A 16380-nucleotide genomic window follows, 5' to 3' on the forward strand; every position below is an offset into this window, starting at 1 on the left:
CATGCCCCTGGTCTGGATTGACCGTGTACGCCCCTCTCGGGCCCTATGCATCAGATATGGGGTTGGGGCACCTTGCGGGCGTCACCCGCCTGGGATCTCAAGCGCGAGAACTCGCCAGCCTGGCCGGCGACCGACACCACGCCTAGGCACTCGCCAGAGGCTTCTTTCGCCTGACGCTCACATGGCACCCAAGTCTCAGAACTCACCGCACGGGCCGTGGGGCCCGCAGCTGAAGCCACGGACCCCACGGTCGCGAGGGACACGAGGTACCCCTCTCTTCTTCTTGCTGCTCAGAAGCCGGCCCCCGGATGGTCCGCATCCAGGTCCACGCTGTACAGCGGACGGTCCTCGATCCCCAGGGCACGCAGCAGCTCGCTAGTCGGAATCCTGTACCCGCGTCCGACACGGAGGACGGAGCAGGGAAACTCACCCTTGCGGATCAATCGATATGCGGTCGTCGAGCAGATCCCAAGGGCTCGGGCGGCCGTCCTCAAGTCCACTGCGACGGGCAGGGCGAACATCTCGGTGAAACTGAGTCGGCCCTGCGCTGGGTCCTTCATCCTCGCCTCCCCGCAGGGCGAACCGGCCGGGCGCCCTTGCGGGGCTTGGACCGTTGCTGGTTCCGGGGACCGGGATGTGTCGAACGCCCCCGCGTCCGGCCGTCGGTGTCGGCGAGAGCACTCTTGCGCAGATGCTCCGGACGCACCCGGAACCGCAGCGGGGCACGCAGCCCGTCCGGGCTGTCCGGACGGTCGACCTGCACTTCCAGTCCCTCCTCGGCCGGAGCGTCCGCGTCCCTGTCGAACGTGGCGACCGCGCGGTCCTGGACGATTCCCTCGACCTGGGTTGAAGGGAGCTCCCGCAGGCCACCGCGAGCGAAGCGCCATGCCCTGGTGCGCGCCGCGTGGATCAGGGAGGAGTCGGAGAGACCGCTCGCGACGTCCGGGGCCGCCAACTCCTCCAGAAGGGCCAGGACCATCTCAGCCTCCACATCCAGCCGATCGGCACGTAGACGCGTACAGATGCGGTGGACCGTCCCCGTCAACCGGGGCATGGCCAGCCAGATCACCAAGAGCTTCCCAGTGGCACGGGGATCGCAGTCACTCAACGCGGTGTGAAGTACCCCCTTCCATACAGCGGCGGCAAACTGCGGGTCGGAGTCCGGCCCGTAGAGGGCCTCGTGTGTCTCGGCGGCAGTCAGCCGAACCGGCTCCGCCCCCTCGGTGTCCGTACTAACGGTCACGAGGACCGCATCGCTGACCCGAGGTTCGTCGAAGTGCCGCCTCACCGAGGCGAACATACCTTTGGGCGATGGGTACATAGGGAAAAATCCTTCTTCTGAGGGTGTTGAGGTGCTTGACGGGCTGAGGCGCTACGGGGTAGCCACATCACCCCACATGCGGATGGAACGGGAAGAAGCCCCAGGCGCCCCACTTTGATGCGTACGTATGCGGCGTTGGTCTTGTCGACCGGGAATCGCCACCTTTGACCACGAGCGGCTACAGACTCGGAAGGGTCACGGACGGCAGGTGGATGAGTTCGAAGGGTGTGGGGGCCTTGGTAGGTGGGCGCCCGCCCGAAGCGGGCACCCACAAGTTGTGGAGCTCAGACGGTTTCGGAAGGCGAGGTGTCCGGCACCTCGGCGCGCGGGGTCGCCGGGGTGGTGTCCTCGGTCTGGTCGGCCGCGCGACGACGGCGGCTCGGCGGCCAGCCGGGCGACTGACGCAGTCGGCTCGCGCGACGGCTTCGCTGGCGGTTGTTCATGAGGTTGGCGGCGCCTTTCTGATGGGTCGATGGGTGACTACGGAGCCATCTCGCTCTTCCGCGAGCGGCTGATGCCATCGTGCCCGGGGGCGGGAGGCGCCCGCAGAGCGAGAACTGAGGGATAACTGAGGCTTGGGGGCGTGAAGGAGCATGCGCGTGTGAAGCCACTCACTGCAGCGCACAGATGAGAGGGGTGATCGAGGAGCCGGACCACTACTTCCGGTGCGGAGAAGGGAAGGGCGATGCAGGGGCAGGTACTGGGCCCGGTCAAAGCCAAAGGAGACGACGGCGGAAAAGTCTCAGGAAGTTCGAAGGCGGCCGCGCTGTTCGCACTTCTGGTGACCTCACAGGACTATCGGTGTTCCAGGACGGAGATCGCTGAAGTCCTCTGGGAGGGCAAGGAGGATGCCCGCGGCATGGTAGACCGCACCGTCTGCGACCTGCGGAGAAAACTGGGCGCGAAGGTCGTGCCCCATGCCGGCAAGTCGGGCTACTGCACGCTCCGCCCGTCGAAGGACGAAGTCGACCTGCTCCGCTTCCGTGACCGGGTGGCGAGGGCTGCGGGGTTGCACCACTCGGAGCGGTTCAAACAACTGAGTGCTGCCCTGGAGGAGTGGGACGAGGGCGAACCGCTGCGCGAGCTGACTGAGAGCGGCTTCCAAGTGCGTCGGGAAGCGCTGCGGACCGAGTTGATGGCTGCCGTGTACGCCCGCATGGACGCCGCTTGGAGATCCCGAGAGGTGATGTGGCTCTGCGAGGAAACGGAGAAGTGGTACAGGCGTGCACCGGAGCTGCCCCAGGTCTTCAAGTTCTATCTGCTTGCCCACGATGACCTGCCGGAGCGCGAACGTGAACAGTTCATCGCGGAATGGAGGCAACGCCATGGAGATCCGGACGCCGACGTGCAGAGCGCCATTGACCTGGTCCGGGGCGTCGCCCGTCGGTCGGGTGGGACGCTCCTACCACCCGTACCCAACCAGTTGCCCGGCAGCAAACGTCATCCTGTCGGGCAGGACGAACTGGTCCGGGACCTGGCCGAGGCCATATGTGAGGAACAGGACGCCGGCAACCTGGCTCTGGTCCTCATCAGCGGCATGGCGGGGGTCGGGAAGACCACGGTGGCCCACCACCTCGCCCGTCGACTGCAGGAGCGCTTCCCTGACGGGGTGCTCCACACCGAACTGAACGGATTCGCGGTCGGAGACGCGCATCCCGCCGAACCGGATGAGGTTCTGAACGGGTTCCTGGCCGTGCTGCCGCCCTACTCCACGGTGACCGGGTCAGAGAGCAAGAGCAACGCACTTCGGTCGGCACTGGCTCACCGCTCGGTACTCATCGTCCTCGATGACGCGCTCAACGCCCAGCAGGTGTTGCCGCTGCTTCCCGGAGACGGCACCTGCGCCGTGATCATCACCAGCCGCAATGATCTGTTGCGGCTTCAGTCCGAGAGAAAGGTGCTGTTCCGCAAAATGGAGCCGCTGCAAGAGAAGGACGCTCTCGCAGTGCTCCAGGAGAAGGTGTCGGCCAAGGATCGGGTGATCTATGACCAAGCCTTCAGAGATCTGGTCCGTCTCTGTGGCCGGCTGCCCCTGGCCCTCATCGTGGTGGCCAGACTCCTGGAAAGCGGTGGGCGTCCGCTGCGCACCATCCACGCCCTGGTGCGGGAGATGGAGGAGGAGCGGGACCGGGCGAGGCTGGACACTCTGGATCTGCCGGAGCACGAACTGTCAGTCCGTGCCGCGCTGAACTGTTCCGTGCGCGTGCTCGGTGAGGATGCCCAACTGCTCTTGTGGCAGCTCGCCGTCCATCCCGGCCCCAGTGCCTCCTGGGAAGCGGTGATGGATCTCGGGAGGGTGGCAGGCGAGGGGGCGCGCAGCGAACGGGCCCTGGGTGAACTCGTGACGGCGAACCTGGTGGAACGCCAGGGCGACCGCTACGGGCTGCACGACCTCGTGCGGGCCTTCGCTCGCCAGCACATGCAGCCAAGGCCGGACGGGGAGGGGGCGAACATCGAGGAGGCGACCGTACGGCAGGTGCTGGAACATCAGCTGCACAACGTGCGTGTATGCGACCGGGTACTCGACCGCGAGCGCACCCTGCCCATCGGCGAGCCCAACGGGGTCATGGTCACCGACCCCGCGGAACCCAGGCAAGCGATGGCGTTCCTGGACGAGGAGTACCCCGCCGTCCAGCGAGGCATCCGTCTCGCCATCGACCAGGACATCAACAGGTACAAATGGCTGCTTGCGATGGCCCTGGTCACCTACCAATGGAAACGTAGCCTCCTCGACGACGCGCTGAGAAACCTCCAGTACGCCGCCGAAGCTGCAGAATCCGCCGCCCCAGCGGATCGCGCCATGGTCCACCGAATGCTGGCGGGGACATTGTGGCGTCTCGGCAAGTACGACTCTGCCGTGGGCCACCTCCGCCGGGCCGTCCGGCTCAGCGAGGAGGACCACAGCGCCGCGGGCCGACAGAGTCTGGCCCGGTCGTTGCACCGGCTCGGGCTCACCCTGCGCAAGCAGGACGACCGGACGGGGGCAGAGGAAGCGCTGGGCCGTGCACTGGAGTTGTTCCGGGAGGTGTCCGATCGGGTTGGGGAGGCGGCCGTCTTGACCGCCGTCGGTGCGCTCCATTACGACCGGGGCGATCATGAGCAGGCGATCCGCTGTTGTGCTGACGCCCTGAGGGTGGTGGAACGCACGGCAGAGCGCAGCGGCCTGGCCGACGTGCTGTTCACCTTGGCCAAGGTGCATCTGGCCCGGTCCGAGCGGGACGAAGCCGTCTCCCTGTACCGGCAGGCTTGCGACCTCTACCGCGAACAGGAGGACTGGCCCAACGAAGACAAGACTCGGCTGCTCTTTGCGGACGTCCTGGTCTCCGCCGGCGAGGCCGATGGAGCAGTTCGGGAACTGGAAAGAGTCATCGTATTGCGGGAGCTGATGGGTGGCGCAGGCGTAGGTGCGGTCCGGGAGTTGCTGGAAGGATTGAGGTGACCCAGGCGTTCGCCGGCACCGTCAGAGTCGGGGCGGATGCGTGCGGTAGTACTCGGTCGGATCGGGGTGCAGCCGCCTCGATGGTCGCCGTGAGCCCTGCCGGGGGAGGTACGGACGGAGCCGATCGAACACCTCACGGACATCCGCGGGGCGCTCCTCCGCCTCCCATCGCACCATCCACAGCGCGAGGGAGGCGAACTCCGGGGGAAGCAGGGCGAGCCGTTCGGCCGGGAGCACCGGACCACCCGGTTCCGCCCGCTCGTCCAGCCCGCCGTAGGGCAACCGCATGACGGTCATTTCCAGCAGGATGCAGCCGAGCCCGAAGATGTCCGCCCGCCGTGTCAGGCCCGAGGGGCACGCATCGGACTGCTCGGGGGACGCCCAGCCACGTGTTCCACGCTCATAGTCGGTCCGCGCGCCCTCAGCGATCGCCAACCCCATGTCGATGAGACGGAGACGGCCGTCTGGTTGCACGATGACGTTCTCGGACTTGAGATCACAGTGCACCAAGTTACGGTCGTGCACTTCCTGGAGAATTTCACACAACTGGCCAATGACGGACGCAATGTTCTCAGGGTGCCTGACGGGCCGTTTCGCCAACAGAACATCATATAGCTGGTACCCCTCAACGAATTCCATGACCAGACATTGACGTCGCCGGTATGTCCCCTTGGCGAAAATCTCGGGGATCCCCTGAATTCCCGTCAACATGCTCATCCGGGCTCCCTCTTCGAGAAGGTGCCTCGCAGCGCTGTGGAAGCCACTCTCTGGGCCGAGGTCCCGCGCCTTCTGAAGCTTCAGCGCCACCCTCTCCCCACTTCTGAGGTCCCGACCGAGAAAAAGGTCGCCCTGACCGCCATCACCGACCATGTCCAGCACTTCGTAGCGCTTCTCCACATCACCAATCTCTTCGATCTCTTTCATAGTCACTCTTCTTTCCTCTCTTTCCTTCGTACAGAAATGGAACAGGAATGTCACAGCCATGGCTGCCTCCCGACGGAGTGACCCGCACCTCCGAAGTCATCACGGTATCGGCCGGGATGTTCAAGGGAGGAGAATTCCGGTGCCCCGCCGCCGACGCCCTCAAGACCCGCGGGTATCACACCGCCGACCCCGTACCGAGGCGCCGCGAGCGGTTGGAACACCGCACACTCGGCCCCTTCATGGCCGCCTGCGACACACGCTCCCATCCCGCCGGCGGCCCGCCCCGGACACGTAGCGCGCCCTTGCACGACGGCCTGAAGACCTGGTCAGACCACGGTGTGAAGGGGTACGAAACGGCGTTCCCCACCGAGCCCGAACGCCCGTTGAACGAAGTCCCCGAGCCGTGGACGTACCGCTATCGACCGCCCGGCCCCGACCCACGGAACGCCCAGGAGTACCGCTTCACCGTGTGGGGCCGCTGCCTGGCCTCCGCCGACGGTGCCCATCGTGAACTCCGCCTACCCGTACACCGTCTGAACCGGGAGCTACCGCCCGAGGGATTCATCGCCGCCGTCGCCCTGGTGTTGGCCGAGGGCACCCCGGGGCCGCTGCCGAAGAGCGTACGGATCGTGGAGTTCGCGCTGTTCGACGGCAACACGCGGGAGCTTTTCGCCGGCAGCCGGGAGCAGGCTCTCGCCAGGTACCGCAAGCACGGCCCCGACGCCCTGGCCGGCGTGCTGGACGGACGGGAGTACCGCCCCGGCTCTGCTTGTGGCGGATGTCCCTACCTGTCAGTCTGCCCTGCCCTGCGCCCGGCGCCCGGACTGCTGGGCGTCGCGGAGAAGGACCGTCCCCGCCGCACCTGGTCGGTGACCAACGGACGCAACTACCGGACCTGCCCAGCCCGCGACCACATGCGTCGGCTGCACCTGCCCACGGCGGACTCCGTCGAGCGCGAGGTAACCTCCGAGCGCGGCCGGGCCCTGCACTCCTACCTCGCCGCTCGACACGGTCACGGATCGCCTCGACCGTGCACGGTCGAGGTCACCGAAGAGTGGGTACCGGACGGATTCGACCTGCCCGACCACGAACGCGCTCTCGGCGCGATCCTGTTGCGGCGTCATGCCGCGGTCTGCCCGCTGCGGTACGTCGGGAACGGCACAGACGTGCGGACCGAACCTCGGGTGGTGCGGTACGACACCGCCGCCAACGTTGTGGTCATCGCCGCACCCGACCTCATCTACCGGGACGCCGACTCATGGGTGTGGCGCGAGACCAAGACTTCCGCCACCGACCGCCGGTCCAACCGCTCCCTGTTGGAGCACTACCCCCAATTGGCCTTGGCGGTCGTGCTCATGTCCCGCGGTGACCTGGGCGGCGTTCCTGCCCGCGCCCGGGTCGAGTTGGAGGTGCTGCGCCCCGGCGGTGCTGACCTGGAGATCATCGATCCGTCCGCCTCGGCCAACCGGACTGCCGCGGAGGGGATCCTGCGAGCTATGGTGACCGACTGGCACGCGGACGACCTCTACGAGGCAACTCCCGGACGCTCCTGCGAACGGTGCGAAGTGGCCCGCTGGTGCTCGGCCTCGTCCGCCACCAAGGCCGCAGCATGAGTGCCGGAGCGACTCAGCGGGCCGGCAGCCCGGACGCTTGGGAAGCACCCGAGGGCGCGGGCAGCGAACTCTTCCGAGAGCTCGCCCGCATGGTGGCGGCCGTCGCCGATGTCGAGGGACTCCGCTCGTTCACACTGCCCTACCCCGATCTCACCCAGCGTGCGCTGGACCGCACGGTGAACCACTGTTTCGACATCGGGGAGACGCCGCCGAGGAGCCTTCCGGAGCTATGGGAGTGGTGCCGGACCAGGCCGGCAGGCGATCCGCTCTTCGCGGTTCCCCCCTCCCTGGTCACTGCGGGCACGACGCTGGTGCACCCAGTCGGCCGGATGCCGACCCGGTCGTGCCTCGAAGTCGCCTCGCACGGGGCCGGCGGAGGCGTTGCGGCGCACGCACGCGCGCTTCTGTGCGACCTGGAAGCACGGTGTGGAACGGACGAGCGCTATCGGCAGTGCCGGAAGTTCCTGGCCCGCCACCCGGTGGTCCACCAGCAGGACCGCTTCGGGCCCGGCTGGAGCAAGGCTGTCTGGAGCCGGGTCAAGGACCTCTACGGGCCGCTGCCAGAATCCCTGCTCGTCGACGACGTCCTTCTGTACTGCTCCTCGTGCCGGCTCCCCGCGCTGCACCGGGACCCAGCCGTGCCCCTACCGGGGCAGTTAACCACCGATACGGACCTCTGGTGCGAGGGCGAGGAATGTCCACGCGACGAACCTCCACACCTGATCCGCGAACCCGGTCAGGCGTGGATCCTGCGGCGTCCACTGCGGGCGTTCCTCGCTCTGCCGTACCGGACCGAAGAGGCCGCCCTGGACGCACTGGATCGCTCCGGGATCGACTACGAAGCCCTGCCGGGCCATCTGTCCGCCTACCGGCTGAAGGACATCAGTTCCGAAATCGTGGATGTCCGGGCGTACGACCGCCTGCAGCCATCTCTCCTGGCCGCACACCTCACTCACACCGCCCCCCTCGCGGACCGCACCCTCGTTGTGGTCCCCGGCGCGCTCGCAGCGCGGAACGGCTACAGGGACGCCTTCACTGACGCGGTTCCCTCGCTGCTGCGGGACCGACTGGTGCTCACCACACCCGTGGACCTCGTGCCCGATTCGGGACGGACACGGAGCAAGGAGAAAGACGATGCGTAGCATCACCCCTCCCCTGAACGACGTACTTCGCTCTCTCCAGGCGTACTTGGGGCCGTCCGCCGCCAAATCGGCTCTGGAAACCCTTTGCCAGGTGGAGCTCGGCCTGTACCTCCAGCAGAAACTAATGCCAGGGAGCCCTGCGGGCAGCGCCTGGGTTCTGTTCAGCGGTTACGGGTTCGCCGAGGCGCACGGAGCTCCGCTGCCACCGGACACCGCGCAGACACTGCGCATCGCCCGGTACTCACTGTGGACCCTGCGCAGGAGCCGTACCTGGCGAGACGCGCTGGAGAGCTATCAGCTGTTCGACCCAACGGTACGCGGCTACGACGTACCGGACACCGAGTCGCCCGCCACACGCCGCGAACTCTCCGTCGCCAGCGACCGCTTCCCCGTCTACGAGCAACTACTACGCGCCGCACCGCCGCTTGCGGGCAAACGCATGCCGGTCGCGGGCGAGGGCCCGCACGCCTTCCCCGTCAGCCGCACCATGGCCGTCGTCGACCTACCATCGGTCCCTCGTACCCCACTCGTCGCCCACGACATGGACCTAGAACCCACCGGGGGCGGAGACCCTCTGGTCTTCACCAGGAAGAGCTTGGAGCGCACCGCGGCGGAGATGGACGCAACGTACGCACGCACCGGCGGCACGAGGCCGCCGCGATGGCTGGAGCGTCTCCGCGCCTTCGACCTGTCCACCAAGGAGAACGGCACCTTCCACAAGGCCGGCAAGAACGAGGACTTCAGGTTCACGGTTGACGGGATCCAGCATCTGCTCGGCATCGTCGGTGCGGGCAAGAGCACGCTCCGCGACATCATCGCCGTCCACCTCGCCAAGCTCGGCAAGCGCACCACCATCGTGGTCACCGACGTCGCGGAGGTGCTGAAGCTCGTCCAGCAGTACGGTCTCTACACCGACGGCGCCGCCGCACCGGTGCTCGGCTCCTCCGGACGGGAGCGGCACGCGCAACGACTTCACCGCCGGTTGGCGGGCCGCGGAGAGCACCGGCTACTCGCTCACGACGACCCCGCCTTCGCGTACCTCGGGACCTCCTGCGTACTCAACGCCATTCGCCAGGGCGCCACTTCCTCCACGGAGTCGCTTGCCTTCGGTGAGGCGCCCTGCTCCAGGCTCCGGCCGCCGTCAGGCCCGCGGCGCGCCAAGGGCGGCGGGCATGCTTCCGAATGGCAGAGGAGTTCGACGAGCTGCCCCTACTGGTCCGCCTGCCCCCGGCACCACGGAGCCCGGGCCTTGGTCGGCGCCCTGATCTGGGTGGCCACCCCGGCCGGACTGATCGACGCGTCACCACCCCGCCCCCAGAACGGCGAGCGCATCCGCTACCTCGAACTGGCCTGCCGCCGCAGCGATCTCGTGATCATCGACGAGGCCGACCGCGTGCAGATGCAGCTCGACCACACCTTCGCCCCCGCGGTCGTCCTCGCCAGCGACGAGGACGAGGGCCTCATCGACCAGCTGAGCCGGCACAAGATCAGGGAACTCGCAGCGAGCGGGCGCACCCAGCTCTCCGAACGGGACGTGGAGACCTTCGCCGCCGCACTCAGCACCGCCGGATTGGCCACCGACCGACTGTACGCAATGCTCGTCGCCGGGTATGAGCTACGCAACTGGGTGCGAACCGGCTATTTCAGCGCTTGGAGGCTCCAGCTCGGGCTGCTCGACGAACGCTACGAACTGCCCGAGGACAGCGGCCCAGAACACCGGAACCACGCTCCCAGAGAGGCACTCGGCAAGCTTCTCGACGCCTTCCGCGACAACCCCTTCGGCGACCGCCACCGCAGGACGGAGGAAGACTTCAACCAGCTGACCGCCCTCCTCAACGAACTGCTCCACACCGGAAACCCGGAGAACACCCGGCACCGCCTGATCGAGGTCATGGACGAGACCTTCCACATCGACCAGCAGTACATGGCCACCCGTCAGCAGGAGTACGAGGAGAAGTACGAAGAATGGCAGCGCGAGGAGGCAGAGCGACAGAAAGGACGCGGGCACCTCCGGAAGCCCAAGCCACCGCCCCAGAGCCCCGAGCAGTGGCGTCGGAAGCTTGCCGAACGCTTCGAGTTCACCCTGCTGCTCAGCGCCCTCGAACCCAGGCTCGCCATGATCAACGCCATGTGGCCCCGCGTCGAAGCCGCTCTCAGCCTCGGCTACAACACCATGTACCGTCGGCCGCTCGACTACGGGCCGATGGTTCCCGAAGCCCCGATGGGGAACGTACTCGGCTTCCAGTTCCGGGTGCCGGGCAAGGACGAAGGCGGGGTTCGCAGCGGCGAGCTCACGTTCTTCCGTTGCAGCGGTGTTGGACGCGAGCTGCTGCGGGCGATGCCCCACCTCGCCTCCGTCGACGGCAGGCCCGGCGCACATCTGCTGCTCATGTCCGGCAGCAGTTGGGCGGGCGCGTCCAGCCGCTACCACGTCTGTGTCCCGGTCGGCGTGATCATCGAGCCACCGTCTGAAGTGACTGAACGCATCGCGAACGAGAGCCTGATGCGCTTCGAGTTCATCGACGACGGAGACGAGAAGCTGCGCCTGTCGGGAACCCACCCGGATGACCGCCCGGAGAAGCTGCGCCGCATCGCCACCCACCTCGGCGCCGCAGACCTTGAAGCCCTCGAAGGCGGCCCGCTGGAGCGCGAGTTGCTCTCCCTGCCTCCGGGACGCGACCAGATCCTCCTGTTGGTCGGCAGTTACGCCGAGGCTCGCATCGTGGCCGACACTCTGCACAACCTCAACTCCCGTTGGCGCGGGAGCGTGCTGTGCTTGGTCTCAGACGACGAGGAGATCGCCCCGGAGGACGAGACCCCGTCCGCCTACCGCGCCCGTTCACTGCGTCGGGGCGACGTCGAACACCTGAAGGACCTTGACGCGAACATCCTCGTGGCGCCCCTACTGGCCGTGGAACGGGGCCACAACATCCTCAACGACGACGCCGAGGCGGCCATCGGAACGGTCTACTTCCTGGCACGGCCCAATCCGCACCCCGAGGACCTGTCCCTGGCCGTCCATGCCGTCAACGACTGGATCGTCCGCGCGGTCACCGGCGGTGACTTCGACACTTGGGCGCAGACACAGGCGACGGTCGAGGACTGCGCCGACGAGTTCCGCCGCCTCGCCCGTTCCTACTGGTACAAGGTGCTCAACCGCTCGATGGCGTGGAGTCGCCTGGACAAAGAGGCGAGGGCGCAGGTCACCTGGGACATGCTGGTACTGGTGTGGCAGGTGATCGGGCGGCTGGTGCGTGGCGGCGTACCGGCCCGGGTGGTCTTCGTCGACGCCGCCTTCGCCCCGAATCGCGGAGCCGTACCACCGCGAACCGACACCCCCGAGTCCAGCCTTCTACACAGCATGCTCGCCGTGCTGGACCCGTACTTCGAAGGCGCCACGAATGACGCCGAAGACCAGTTTATCGCCCGCGCCCTGTACGGACCATTCTGGCGCATGCTCACCCGGCTACTCGCGCCTGCTCCCACCCTGGTCCATTCGTAAGTGCCGAACTCCAGCTTCCAGGAGGCAATTTCGTGTATCGCACCATTCGCGTCGCGGCCTACGAACCTGACCCGCTCAACGGATCGTGGCGGGAGGAGATGAGGGTGCTGCGCCTCGGCGAAGAGTTGCACTCCGAACTCACGAGGATGCACACCGAGGCCAACAAGGGCTCCGTTCGCCCCGACCGACTCCCCGTACGCAGGCTCAACTCCCTGCTCCAGGCGATGGCTCCCGGTGTCATCGCGACCGGTCGCAACGCCGGAACGGACGGCCGTCTGCCGTGGCTCTACGCGCGGGAAGCCGTCCCGCCGGAGGTGCTGGCTCCGGTGCTCGGCACCTGGGCGGCGGGCATGTACCAGGAGGAGGAAGAACCCGAAGGCACCGATCTTGAGGAGAGACTCCGCTCCGACGACCCTGCCGAGGCCGTGCCGCTGCCACATTGGGAGACCGAATCGGTTGACCTCACCGAAACCGTGACCTCGGCGGGCGGAACCGCAGAACCCGCCGCACGGCTCTACAGCCTGCTACCTGAGTGGGTCGCCTTCCGATTGGCCGCCCGAACGTTCCGCACCGGGGACACCACACTCCACTTCCGCGTCGAGAGCTCAGGCAACGGCGCACGGCTCGTCTCCTGGCCGCCCCAGCAGTACAGGAGCCGTGGGCAATGCTGGTACTACTCGGCCTGTCTCAACATCAACGTGCACACCGAGCCGTTCGCCCCACGGTTCCGCGTCCACGTGTCCGCCCAAGTACGCCGATGGGCCACTCGCATGGACGTACGCCCCCATCAACTGGGCGGCACGACCGTCCTGCTCGATGCTCCGCTGCCGTGGCCCGGAGGGCCGGACCGCGGTCACCGGCTGATGATGAACACCCTCGGATACGACCGGCGACTCAAGGGACTGATCTGGCGCCAGCACAGCCCAGCGCCGCTCGTGCCCGAACTGGACATCGTGCGCAACTACCCGCAGCCGGCGGATCTCTTCACCCATCCGGAACGCTGGATCAACGGGTCCGGGGATGTGGCGGCGGGCATCGTCTACCACCCGTCGATCGGCCCGCACAAGGTCGGCCCCGGGCTGATGCCGCGGGAGCGGGCGGATCTGGACGCCTGGGTCGAGGAAGGACTGCACCCCATCCTGACCCGGGTCCCCGATCTCACACGGGTCACCCGGAGTAACACCCCCTCACTGCTTCCGCGCTCAGGCGCCGGAAGCGATCCTCGCGTACGGGACGCACAGCTGACCCTGCACCGGCGGGCGGCACTGGCCCGCTCGCTGAATGGCCGTCCCTTGGAGATCGAGGTCCTCTGGCAGTCGCCGGAGACCCGTGCCGCACTGCTCACGGAACTACCGAAGCTCATCGGCCTTCCTCCCGGCGAGAGGGTGGGCCCGGCAGGAGAGGACACCTGGCGGTGGCAGGGCGAGGAAGTCGAGATCCACGTACGGGCGCGACCCGCGGGCCCCTTGGCCGACGCCCTGCCGGTCTCCCGGGAGCGCAGGCACTCCAGGGCCGTCCGGCTGTCCGAAGCCATCGAAGGGCGTTGTCGGCTCGTGATGGACCGGGCGGTCCCGCGGCCCGACGGCGTCGGAGTCGTGATTGCGGAGATCGCTGGCAAGGATCGCTTCGCGGCTGTCCCCGACTCCGATCCCAAGCACGCCCTACGCATTGCCTGGGCGCGGCAGGGACGGCTGAGCCAGTTCATCAACCTTCCCGAGGACAACGACAGCAGCCTGGAGCACCGGGCCAGGTGGACTTGGCTGGACACCTTCCGCCAACTCGGCGCCATCAGCCCGCCCGCCCACCGGGTGGGAGCCGGGGTGCCCGGCAATCTTCAGTACGCGGCGCTCTGGCTCGTGCGCCACACCAGGAAGGGCCCCACGCGATGCCCCGTCCGCCAGCTGGTCGCAGTGCGGGTCCGACCCGAGGACGGGCCGGGCGCCATCGACGGATGGGACGCCGAGCGGGCCGAATGGGTGCCGTACCCGAAGCTGTTGCTGCTGCTCTCCCAGACAGTGGAACCGGTGGAGAGGAAGGGTCCGGGTGCGCGGGAGAATGGCGATGACACGGCGGCCCCAGGGAGGCTCCTACCCGCCGCCCGGCCGGGCGTGGAGCAGCACAGGCAACAGGAGACCGAGCGGCAGATCCGCGCGCTGCTCTTCCAACTCCGCGATCGCCCAACGCTCCTGCTTGCGGACGCAGGCAATCTGCGCCAGTGCTGGCCCGGCCTGCGCAACGGTGTACTGGACCGCGACATGCTCAGCTTCGGCACCGAACCCGCCCAGCGTCACACACTCTACGGCGACGACCTGCGAGTGGTGCTCGTACGGGACACGAACGCTCGGGAGGAGGTGGCGGAGTGGTACGCCCACGAGGCCAATGACCGGGTCGGCTTTGCCGAGGGGGTGTGGGGCACGGCAGAGACGGACAATCGCGTTTTCGCAAGTACGGCCGCGACACCACACACAGTGGCGAAACTCCCGCGGGGACTTATGAAGTTGGCGCCGACGGCGCAGGGTAAGACAGCACCGGGGAAGACTGCTTGGAACCCCGGACAGCTACAGATCACTGTGCTCGGCTGCCTGTCGGAGAAGGCGCTGGCGGATTCGGGGCGTGAAGGGGACCTGGCCGACCGCCCTGCGGAGTGGGCGACGCTCACCCACCAGCTGCGCTACCACGACGACTACCCGCCGCTCGCCCGACCCCTTCCGCTGCACTTGGCGCGTCTCGCCGGTCAGTACGTGCTTCCGGTCGCAAGAACGAGGGGGGAGGAAGGGAGCATCTCATCCGCTCCATGAGCGAAGCGCCGCCAGGGGCGTCCCAACGGACAACACTGTTGGGCATTACTCGGCGGTTGTCGCGGAGGGCCACGTGGCGAGTGGTAGACGTGTGTGGAGTGCGGCCGGGAACACGAGGAATCCACAAGCTGGCCCGGGACGTTCGCGGCGCGCGCTCTCATGGAGGTCGGTGGCAACCTGCCGGACCGAGACTACGGGCGGCAGTCGGCCTGGGGAGGGCGGCTCAAGGTCGTCGCCGAGACAATCATCGCGCCCAAGCATCGGAGGCTTGCCCGCCCGCTGTTCCTTGAGGTCGGTGCCGTCACCACGAGGACGAGCGGAGCCCAGAAGGCCAGACCGTGGGAGACGCGGCGAGACGGCGATCGTCGCTCCGGTTCCTCCTCCTGTCCGAGGAGGAGGAACCGGAGCAGCGTCCCTCTCGCTTCAGCCCTGGTACGCGCGTGGGTGGCGGCTTCCCCGGCATCCAGCTGAGCGGGAATGTCAGCCATTGCCTCGGTTGCGAGCGGTTTCCTCGGGCGGTCGGTGATCAATCTCGCGGGGTGGGGTGTCTGTTGGACACCCCACCCGTCAGGGCTGGGGGAAGAGGCTCATCCCACCCGGCCGTGGCCCAGTATTCGGGTGGCGACTTCCAGGGGGTCGGCCCAGATGTCCTCGGACACCGGATCGTTGTCGGCCCGTCGGCGCATCTCCTGCACCAGGGCCCACAATGTTGCGGGGTCCTCGTCGGTGCTGGTGCGGGTCAGCAGGCCGATGCGTTCCAGTGTGTCCATGCGCTCGGTGAATCCGATGCGCGTCTCCTGGTCGGGGTCCGGGGTGACGGCGGCAATGACCGGTACGCCGTTGGCCACGAGTTCGCAGCTGGTGAAGCCCAGGGCATTGGCCAGCACGACATCCGCAGCCCGGTAGTACAGCTCGGGCCGGTCGCTGCGCCCGACCCAGTGGATGTTGGGGGCGGTCGGGACCCGCCCCCGGGTGGGCGGGGGGTCTGCCATGAGGAGCAGTTGGTCCCCGGGCGCGGCGTGTCCGCTCCATGCCTGGAGTGCCTGCAACTGGATCCGCAGCGCGTCGATGCGGTCCGGGCGGCCTCCCGCCGCCACCGTCAGGACGAGCGCGTCCCCGTCGATGCCGAGGGTCTTCCGCGCCTCGGCCCGTTGTGGGGTGAAGGAGTCCACCAGGGGGCCGCAGTACCAGATCGGCGCGGTGGTGGCCGGAGCGAGCGGATGCGCCTCGGGAAAGTCGGGGACCACGACTTCCCGTGTGTCGTTCAAGCGCGCGTCGAACTCCGGCCGGCCGAGCTCGGCGAAGAACCAGTCGGTGATCAGCACGTTCGGAATGCCAAGTACATTGCGGCAGAAACCGGGCACGGTCAGGAACTCGTCGCTCACCACCAGATCGGCGTCGGCATGTTCGTACAGGAATCGCCAGACGCGCCAACTCGCCGCCTCGCCCATGTCGTCGGCGTCGTCGAAACCGAGGTCGACTGCCTCGACACCGCGGGAGCGGTAGTAGTCCGCTCCGCTTCCCGCCGAGGCCAGTCTGATCTGTATGCCGGGGTTCACCCGGCGCATGGCGGCCATGATCCTCAGGTCTCGGGCGGCGTGGCCGTAGCCGTGTCCGCGGGAGACGAAGTTGACTCTCATC

General features: G+C 67.6%; 10 protein-coding genes. 5 read left to right on the forward strand and 5 right to left on the reverse strand.

Features of this window, described 5'->3' with window-relative positions; genetic code table 11:
* Window positions 1–290: 290 nt before the first annotated feature.
* From ACFXJL_RS16645 to ACFXJL_RS16655, 3 genes are all read right to left on the reverse strand, one after another.
* Window positions 291–560 carry a helix-turn-helix domain-containing protein gene (locus ACFXJL_RS16645; protein WP_384692945.1) on the reverse strand — a complete coding sequence of 90 codons (270 nt, stop codon included), beginning with the start codon at window positions 558–560 and terminating at the stop codon, window positions 291–293.
* A complete protein-coding gene (locus tag ACFXJL_RS16650) occupies window positions 557–1288 on the reverse strand; it encodes a hypothetical protein (protein WP_384692948.1) in 732 nt (243 codons plus the stop codon). The genes ACFXJL_RS16645 and ACFXJL_RS16650 overlap by 4 nt, the downstream gene beginning before the upstream one ends.
* 317 nt (window positions 1289–1605) lie before the next feature.
* Entirely contained in the window at window positions 1606–1764 is a 159-nt protein-coding gene (locus tag ACFXJL_RS16655; RefSeq protein WP_384692951.1) for a hypothetical protein, read from the reverse strand.
* Window positions 1765–2180: 416 nt separating this feature from the next.
* Between ACFXJL_RS16655 and ACFXJL_RS16660 the strand changes: the two genes are divergently transcribed.
* Window positions 2181–4760, forward strand: a complete 2580-nt coding sequence (locus ACFXJL_RS16660; protein WP_384692954.1) for a tetratricopeptide repeat protein — start codon at window positions 2181–2183, stop codon at window positions 4758–4760.
* A 21-nt stretch (window positions 4761–4781) separates the two neighbouring features.
* Here ACFXJL_RS16660 and ACFXJL_RS16665 read toward each other — a convergent pair whose 3' ends face one another.
* Window positions 4782–5744: a serine/threonine protein kinase gene (locus tag ACFXJL_RS16665; protein WP_384692957.1), complete on the reverse strand. Its 963-nt coding sequence runs from the start codon at window positions 5742–5744 to the stop codon at window positions 4782–4784.
* Between ACFXJL_RS16665 and ACFXJL_RS16670 the strand changes: the two genes are divergently transcribed.
* From ACFXJL_RS16670 to ACFXJL_RS16685, 4 genes are read left to right on the forward strand one after another with little or no spacing between them, the layout of a single operon-like run.
* Window positions 5732–7297 carry a PD-(D/E)XK nuclease family protein gene (locus tag ACFXJL_RS16670; protein WP_384692960.1) on the forward strand — a complete coding sequence of 522 codons (1566 nt, stop codon included), beginning with the start codon at window positions 5732–5734 and terminating at the stop codon, window positions 7295–7297. The two genes, ACFXJL_RS16665 and ACFXJL_RS16670, sit on opposite strands and share 13 nt — an antisense overlap.
* A complete protein-coding gene (locus ACFXJL_RS16675; protein WP_384692963.1) occupies window positions 7294–8439 on the forward strand; it encodes a hypothetical protein in 1146 nt (381 codons plus the stop codon). The genes ACFXJL_RS16670 and ACFXJL_RS16675 overlap by 4 nt, the downstream gene beginning before the upstream one ends.
* Window positions 8432–11941: a hypothetical protein gene (locus tag ACFXJL_RS16680; RefSeq protein WP_384692966.1), complete on the forward strand. Its 3510-nt coding sequence runs from the start codon at window positions 8432–8434 to the stop codon at window positions 11939–11941. Before ACFXJL_RS16675 ends, ACFXJL_RS16680 begins: the two co-directional genes overlap by 8 nt.
* A gap of 32 nt (window positions 11942–11973) precedes the next feature.
* Complete coding sequence (locus ACFXJL_RS16685) at window positions 11974–14739, forward strand: pPIWI_RE module domain-containing protein (RefSeq protein WP_384692969.1); 2766 nt, start codon at window positions 11974–11976, stop codon at window positions 14737–14739.
* A gap of 587 nt (window positions 14740–15326) precedes the next feature.
* Here the strand turns inward: ACFXJL_RS16685 and ACFXJL_RS16690 are convergent.
* Complete coding sequence (locus ACFXJL_RS16690) at window positions 15327–16379, reverse strand: glycosyl transferase (RefSeq protein WP_384692972.1); 1053 nt, start codon at window positions 16377–16379, stop codon at window positions 15327–15329.
* Window position 16380 lies beyond the last annotated feature (1 nt).

Source organism: Streptomyces sp. NPDC059256, assembly GCF_042753785.1.
In the GTDB taxonomy this organism is placed as follows: domain Bacteria; phylum Actinomycetota; class Actinomycetes; order Streptomycetales; family Streptomycetaceae; genus Streptomyces.

Excerpts from the sequence above, each read along its gene's own strand:
- ACFXJL_RS16675 (WP_384692963.1), top strand. The coding sequence starts at position 7,294 with ATGAGTGCCGGAGCGACTCAGCGGGCCGGCAGCCCGGACGCTTGGGAA.
- ACFXJL_RS16670 (WP_384692960.1), top strand. The coding sequence starts at position 5,732 with ATGTCACAGCCATGGCTGCCTCCCGACGGAGTGACCCGCACCTCCGAA.
- ACFXJL_RS16665 (WP_384692957.1), bottom strand. The coding sequence starts at position 5,744 with ATGGCTGTGACATTCCTGTTCCATTTCTGTACGAAGGAAAGAGAGGAA.
- ACFXJL_RS16660 (WP_384692954.1), top strand. The coding sequence starts at position 2,181 with ATGGTAGACCGCACCGTCTGCGACCTGCGGAGAAAACTGGGCGCGAAG.
- ACFXJL_RS16645 (WP_384692945.1), bottom strand. The coding sequence starts at position 560 with ATGAAGGACCCAGCGCAGGGCCGACTCAGTTTCACCGAGATGTTCGCC.
- ACFXJL_RS16690 (WP_384692972.1), bottom strand. The coding sequence starts at position 16,379 with ATGAGAGTCAACTTCGTCTCCCGCGGACACGGCTACGGCCACGCCGCC.
- ACFXJL_RS16680 (WP_384692966.1), top strand. The coding sequence starts at position 8,432 with ATGCGTAGCATCACCCCTCCCCTGAACGACGTACTTCGCTCTCTCCAG.
- ACFXJL_RS16655 (WP_384692951.1), bottom strand. The coding sequence starts at position 1,764 with ATGAACAACCGCCAGCGAAGCCGTCGCGCGAGCCGACTGCGTCAGTCG.